Origin of the sequence: Streptomyces sp. NPDC056480 (assembly GCF_042795405.1) — a bacterium.
Taxonomy (GTDB): Bacteria; Actinomycetota; Actinomycetes; order Streptomycetales; family Streptomycetaceae; genus Streptomyces.
Window position 1 is genome coordinate 1 of sequence record NZ_JBHTSA010000218.1, and the last position, 6257, is coordinate 6257.

The 6257-nt window shown below is 69.7% G+C and carries 4 protein-coding genes and 1 pseudogene; 2 read left to right on the forward strand and 3 right to left on the reverse strand.

Annotated elements, in window-relative coordinates:
* A pseudogene (locus ACFQ79_RS39995) lies at positions 1-316 on the reverse strand (transposase); the annotation flags it as partial.
* Between the two features lie 626 nt (positions 317-942).
* Positions 943-2685, reverse strand: a complete 1743-nt coding sequence (locus tag ACFQ79_RS40000) for an amidase (RefSeq protein WP_383593137.1) — start codon at positions 2683-2685, stop codon at positions 943-945.
* A 335-nt stretch (positions 2686-3020) separates the two neighbouring features.
* Between ACFQ79_RS40000 and ACFQ79_RS40005 the strand changes: the two genes are divergently transcribed.
* Entirely contained in the window at positions 3021-3578 is a 558-nt protein-coding gene (locus ACFQ79_RS40005; protein WP_383593140.1) for a TetR/AcrR family transcriptional regulator, read from the forward strand.
* A 1063-nt stretch (positions 3579-4641) separates the two neighbouring features.
* Here ACFQ79_RS40005 and ACFQ79_RS40010 read toward each other — a convergent pair.
* On the reverse strand, positions 4642-4959 hold the full coding sequence (locus tag ACFQ79_RS40010) for an SUKH-4 family immunity protein (protein ID WP_383593143.1): 318 nt from the start codon (positions 4957-4959) through the stop codon (positions 4642-4644).
* Positions 4960-5466: 507 nt separating this feature from the next.
* On the opposite strand from ACFQ79_RS40010, the gene ACFQ79_RS40015 reads away from it, so the two are divergent.
* The gene (locus tag ACFQ79_RS40015; RefSeq protein ID WP_383593146.1) at positions 5467-5865 is read left to right on the forward strand and encodes a hypothetical protein; all 399 of its coding nucleotides are present in this window, start codon (positions 5467-5469) and stop codon (positions 5863-5865) included.
* Positions 5866-6257 lie beyond the last annotated feature (392 nt).

Here is a 6257-nt window from a genome sequence, read left to right on the forward strand (position 1 = left end):
TGAACACGACCGGGTAGACGCGGTCCAGTGGCCGGGCCTGCCATTCGGCCATGCCCTCCATCACCGAATCGGTGATTGTGGAGATGGTCTGCCTGGAGACCTCGGCACCACAGACCTCGGCCAGACGGGCTGAGATCCCGCCGTGGGCAAGGCCCTTCGCAGACAACGACAGCACCATCTCATCCACGCCGGCCAGCCGGCGCTGACGCTTCTTCACGATCTGCGGCCCGAAGCCGCCCTCCCGGTCCCGCGGCACGTCGATCCCGACCGGACCGATGTCGGTCACCACGGTCTTGGAGCGTTTGCCGTTCGGCCTGCGGGCCCGCTCGCACTGGCGTCGGTGTCAGTCAGGCCCGAAGCCGGCGATGGACCGTCATCGTGACCGGTATGAGAAGACCAGGAGTGTTGCCATGCTCGTAGGCAGCGTTATCGCCTTGCTGATCGCGGTCATTGTCGCTATGGGGTCGGGCATCGTCGTGGCGATGCTCGGTGCCAGCACCCTCCAGGCCGTCTGCACCGGGGGAGCTGCGTTCATCGGGGTCGCGGGCCTCGGGATTCTGGTTGTTTCCTGTCTGGCCTCTCCATCCCATGCCCCGTCCCCGGTGTCTTCCGGCACCGTATCCGCCCTGTCGGAGGCCGGGGAGGCATGTTCCGCCCCCGGGAAGTGGGGACCGCGGACGGCGGCGGGGGCGCCGTAGCAGGTGGGCGCGACCTGCCGCACCTGGCTCACTGACCCGGATGCGAAGCGGCCGACGGCGCCCTTCATGAGACGTACCCCGCTCCATTGGAGGAGCTAGGCGGACGTGCCGTCGGCCGTCCCCCGGGCTTGTCAGCACCCGGGGTTCCCGCAATCTATCCAGTCATCCCGCACCACCGTCAAACGAGATACAGCCGTGGCCGTGGGGTGGTCGGCTTCCCGCCGCGGGGGGGTGTTCGGTGGGGTCATTCGGCGGGCAGGCGGGGGGTGCGGGGCGGGCTTGTGCGTCGGTTGCCGGTGCCGGTCTTCTCGAAGGCTGCTGCGAGGGAGAGCAGGGCGTTGTCGTCGTAGGCGCGGCCGGCGAAGGTCAGCCCGACAGGCATGCCGGTGTCGGACATGGTGCCCATGGGAACGGTCACGGTCGGGATGCCGAGGTGGCGGGGGACGAGGTTGCCGTTGGCGACCCAGACACCGTTGCGCCAGCCGAGGTCGGCGGAGGCCACGTTGACGTCCATGTCCGCGGGGCCCACGTCGGCCACGGCGGGGAAGACCACCGCGTCCAGGCCCAGCCCGTCCATCCACAGTTCCAGGTCAACCCGGCGTGTCTCCTCGAGGCCGCGCAGTCCTTGCTCGAGGTGGGGCATATCGGTGAGGGAGGCGTAGGGGCGCTTGCGTACGAGGCAGGGGTAGTCGCCGATGGTGTCGTCGAAGCCGTCGTACCGGTCGGGCAGTTCGCCCTCCTGCTTGGGCCAGATGCGGTCGCTGTCGACGTCGGCCAGGGTGGAGAGCGCCGGGTCGCCGTTGGCGCGCAGGAAGTCGTCCCAGGCCCAGGCGGACAGGTCCTCGATCTCGAAGGTGAGGTACGCGCGGCTGACCAGTCCGCGGGTGAGCAGCGAGGGCGCGCCGGGGCGGTCGGATTCGTAGTTCGACACCACGGGGAAGTCGACCTCGACCACTTCGGCGCCGGCGGTCTCCAGGTCGCGGCGGGCGGCTTCCCACAGGGTGATCACAGAGGGGCGGGTGTCGATGGGTTGGCCGGTCTGGCCGCCGATGCCTCCGTCGGGGTTGGTTCCGGCGGCGGGGTCGGCGTTGATGTACATCCGCGGGACGCCGACGCGCTTGCCGGCGAGTGTGCCGGATGCGGCCTCGGTGTCGGCGGGCGCGAGGGCCGGGTAGGAGGCGGGGCGTATCTGCGACGGCGAGGGCAGCGCCACCCACAGCTGTGCGCGCCACAGGTCCCCGCGCGTGTGCGGGTCGTCGGCGACGATGACGTCGAGCAGTTCGAGCAGGTCGGCCATGGTGCGGGTGTGCGGGACCACGACGTCCATGGTGGGTACGAGCGGCCAGTTGCCGCGGACGGAGATCACGCCGCGGCTGGGGGTGTAGGCGCACAGTGCGTTGTTCGAGGCAGGGGCGCGGCCCGAGGACCAGGTCTCCTCGCCGAGCCCGAACGCGCCGAAGGACGCCGCCGTCGCGGTGCCGGAGCCGTTGGAGGAGCCGGAGCCGTAGGCGCTGGTGAGCCATTCGGCGCTGTACGGGCTCTCCGCGCGGCCGTACACGCCGCGCTGCATGCCGCCGTTGGCCATCGGAGGCATGTTGGTCAGGCCGATGAGGACCGCGCCGCCGGCGCGCAGCCGCTCGATGGCGAAGGCGTCGCGCTGGGCGACGAGGTGCTCGAACGCCGGGGAGCCGGACGCGGCCGTGAGCCCCTCGGCGAGGTAGCTGTCCTTGGCGGTGTACGGGATGCCGTCCAGCGGGCCCAGCGTCTCGTCGCGGGCGCGGCGGGCGTCGGAGGCCTCCGCCTGCGCCCGGGCGTGCGGGTTCATCACGACCATCGCGTTCAGAGCGGTGGCTGTACCGGGCCGGTCGTAGGCGTCGATCCGCGCGAGGTAGGCGTCGAGCAGCCCGACCGCGGTCGTCTCGCCCTTCTCCAGCGCTGTGCGCAGGTCGGCGATACAGGTCTCCACGACATCGAATCCGCGCGTCATGAGGGTGTCTCCTGGTGGTGGCTAGGGCAGGCGGGCCGCTGGCGGCGGGGCGGCCGCGCACAGCCGGCCGTCACACTCCCCATCGCATTGACTAGATTTTCAGTCTAGACTAAAGGTCTAAAGTTTTGGAACCTAGACTTGGGACCTGGATTTCCGGAACCGAAAGCGAGCTCATGCCGACGTCAGAGACCGGGCCCGCGGTGCCCGACCGCCTCACGCCCGACGGCGCGACCGGGTCGGCCGCTGCCGGGACCCCAGCCGCCTCACAGCCTGCGGCCCGGGTCCCGATCGACAGGAAACGCCAGCCCAGCGGGGACGAGGCGCGGGAACGGGCCATGCGGGCCGCCATCAGCGTCATCGCCGAGAAGGGCGCAGCGGCCCTGCGGATGTCGGACATCGCCGCACGGGCCGGCATGAGCACCGGGCACATCCTCTACCACTTCGGCAGGAAGGACCGACTCCTGCTCGAAGTCCTCGTATGGAGCCAGGCCGACCTCTGGACCCGGTTCCAGCAGGCCGCCGACCGGGCCGCGTCTCCCGCCGAGAAGCTGGACCTGTTCGTCCGCTTCTACCTGCCTAGCCACCCAGGCGACGAACGCTACGCGCTGTGGACGCAGGTTCTGGCCCAGCGCCACGACGAAGCAGGCCGCCGTATCCTCACCGAGCTGCTGGACGGCTGGGACGAACGCCTGGAAGCCATCCTCCGAGAGGGCCGGGACCTGGGACACTTCGCCGACGTAGAGCTCCCCGAGTTCACCATCCGGGCCGTGGCCATACTCAGCGGGCTCTCCGAAGACGTGATGTTCGCACGGTCCCGCTGGCAGCACACCTCCCCACACGCTTTCGCCCTCTCCGCCCTCGCACGCGAACTGCGCCCTACAGACCAGGACTGACAACGAGCCGAACCGCTGCCCCCGACGCCCGGGCGGGACGAATCCCGCTCGACAACAGGACCGTCAAGCCCCTGACGCTGCGCGGTACAGCCGCTTCGCGACCAGCGACCAGCGATCAGCGACTAGCGACCGGCGACCACAGGCCGTGCCCCCACACTCCCGACGACCGGAACCTGGTGCACCAGGCGCCTGCGGGCGCGGTGGGCGGTGGGCGGTGACATTCTTCGTGTGGCGCAGCGTCCGAGCGGTAGCGGCGGGAGCAGTCGGTGGAGGCGCCGAGGTAGACGTTGCGGCAGGGCAGGGCCCGAGCCGGCCGGGGCCGTATCGGCTGCGTCGGCGCTCCGTCCAGCCCGGTACGGAGCTTTGCGGGGCCTGGGACATCACACCAGGGCCGGACGCCGGCGTCTGCGCACCCGACGGCGCGGCCCCGGAGTCCTGCATGACGCAGGCCGGACGCCCGGAAAGAGCATCGTGCGGTGCCGCCGCCGCGACACGGAGAACACCCTGCACTCACCGCCGTCGCGTAGCCGGCTCGCACTGTCCCTGGACCGGGTCCGGCGCCCGATCGCCGAGGTCGAGACCCACGAGGCCGCGAGGCCGCACTGCCCTGTACGGCACCTCCCGGAGGGGACCTGGTTCCGCCTGACGTCCCGACGCCGCGGCGGCGTCTATCGAGTCCGTGGGGAGCCGTCGGGCCAGGTTCGCGGAGAACTGCCCGGCGGCCTGCCGGCGTGGTGTGACGCCGAGCGTCTCCAGCAGCCGCATCGCGCCCCGGGCCTCTGCCACGGTCAGCAGGGGCAGGCGAGGCTCGCCCGCGTCCGGGTAGCCCTGATCACACGCTCATCTGTCTCCCACGGCGATCAACCCCTGGCGGCGCCCCCGGGGGGGGGACACGATCTGAACAGTCAGAGGGTCTTCCGGCGGGTCGTCTTCTTCACGGCCGTCTTCCCTTCCCTCACGAGAGAGGTGGCCGCTTCGAAGAAGCTCAATGGGGTCGGCACGCCATCCTGACGTCCGCGCGACGCCGTCACTTCACGTCACTTCACGTCACGCCACGGCGCGGTCAGCCGTTCATGGACCTCACGACGATCTTCCACATCGAGCGCTCGTCGAGTCCGACGCGCGGGTCCCTGCGCGCCGCGAACTCAAGGAATGCGTCCAGTACATCGAAGACCTCGATGTGCCAACCCATTTCCTTCGCTTCCAGCCAGGTGTGGTACCAGCGCCAGGACGTCTCCACGAAGGCGTCCACCGATGAGTTGACGAACACGTCCGGCCACTCTTCGAGCTGAAGCCCTCGGACGTCCCCCTGGCCCGTCACTCCGATCTTCCATCGCCAGTAGACACAGATCCGGAAGAAGGCATCCTCCGGACTGCCCACTGCCTCCACCAGCGTTCGGCCGGCTTCGGGGGCGAACCCGAGCTCCTCGACGTTCGGGATGCTCTACCGCTCCAGCGGATCAAGGTCCCGCGCCGAGAGGTCCCCGGAGCCCCCGGCGCTCGGCGGACGAAGCCGTATCGCCTTCTCGGGAACCACAAGCTCTGCGAGGTCGACGGTGAGAGCCCGACGGGCTGCCGCGAGATGTGCGGCCAGGACATCAGGCCCCGCCGCGGTGTGCGCCCGGTCTGGGTGCCGCCTACCCGAAGAAACCGGGGTGCAGGAGGCTGGTGTATGGCTGCAGGGCTGGCCCCGGCGCCACCGGTCGGGAGGCTCTGCTGTGGACGCGGCTGCCGACGTCCGGTAGCTGCTCCTGAGGCGGGGCGGAGGCGACCGCTTTCGCTTCCTCGGTCCACTGGACCGCGCATGAGGTGATGCGACTGCTCCACCGTGGCCCGGGGCAGGGTTCGCCGGTCGCCGGATGGTCCGGCGCGGGGAGGGAGAACCCTGATGAGTCAAGATCTGAATGCCGAGCTGTCCCGCATCTACGAGCGCTGCATCGAGCAGGTGCGCACGATTGCCGCGCTCGACCCGACCAAGCCTGTCGAGGACTGGAACCAGTACACCTGCACGTCCGCCAACGAGTTCGCGGTGGACGTCGAGATGGCGTGGATCGGGGCTCACCCCGGGCACGAGGCGTGTGAAACGTACCGGGCGATCATGGGCGGCGTTCCCATCGAGCGTGAAAGCGTGCTCCGGGACTCGCCTACGCGATACATCACGTACGGGCTGACGTCCTTCGGCCGCGTCCTGCAGTGCATCGAGGCTATGCGCGCCGGCCGGTTCGACCCGCACGTGCCAGGTGGCATCATCCGAAACGACGGGAACACCGGGACGGCACCGAGGTGACCGTCGTGCTCACACACGAGTGGGACTGTTAGCAAGCCACGGTTGCCGCATCCGTGAGCGTTCCTGCGCACATCCGCTCTGTATGGCCACGCCAGCCAGAACGGATGTGATCCTCCCTATCTTCCGGGCAGCAGCCTCAGGGGGTGCGGACGACCGCTCCCGACACGAACCACTGCACGAGCGTCGCGGCCAGGTGTACGCCGGCCCGGGCCGATTCCAGCGTCTCGGGAGCGGCCCGTGCCTGCCGCACGTCACACGCCCAGCTACGCCTCTGCCTCCCGGTATCGGCCTCAGAGTCCTAGGGCCTGTGTGATGTCGTGATCAGATTCTGGGTTCTGCGCCTTTCGTGGGGTGGAACCCGGTAGGACTGAGGTCGTGACACGTAGGCAACT

What these genes read in the sequence shown, in the direction of transcription:
- ACFQ79_RS40000 (WP_383593137.1), bottom strand. Translation starts at nt 2,685, where the DNA reads ATGACGCGCGGATTCGATGTCGTGGAGACCTGTATCGCCGACCTGCGC.
- ACFQ79_RS40005 (WP_383593140.1), top strand. Translation starts at nt 3,021, where the DNA reads ATGCGGGCCGCCATCAGCGTCATCGCCGAGAAGGGCGCAGCGGCCCTG.
- ACFQ79_RS40015 (WP_383593146.1), top strand. Translation starts at nt 5,467, where the DNA reads ATGAGTCAAGATCTGAATGCCGAGCTGTCCCGCATCTACGAGCGCTGC.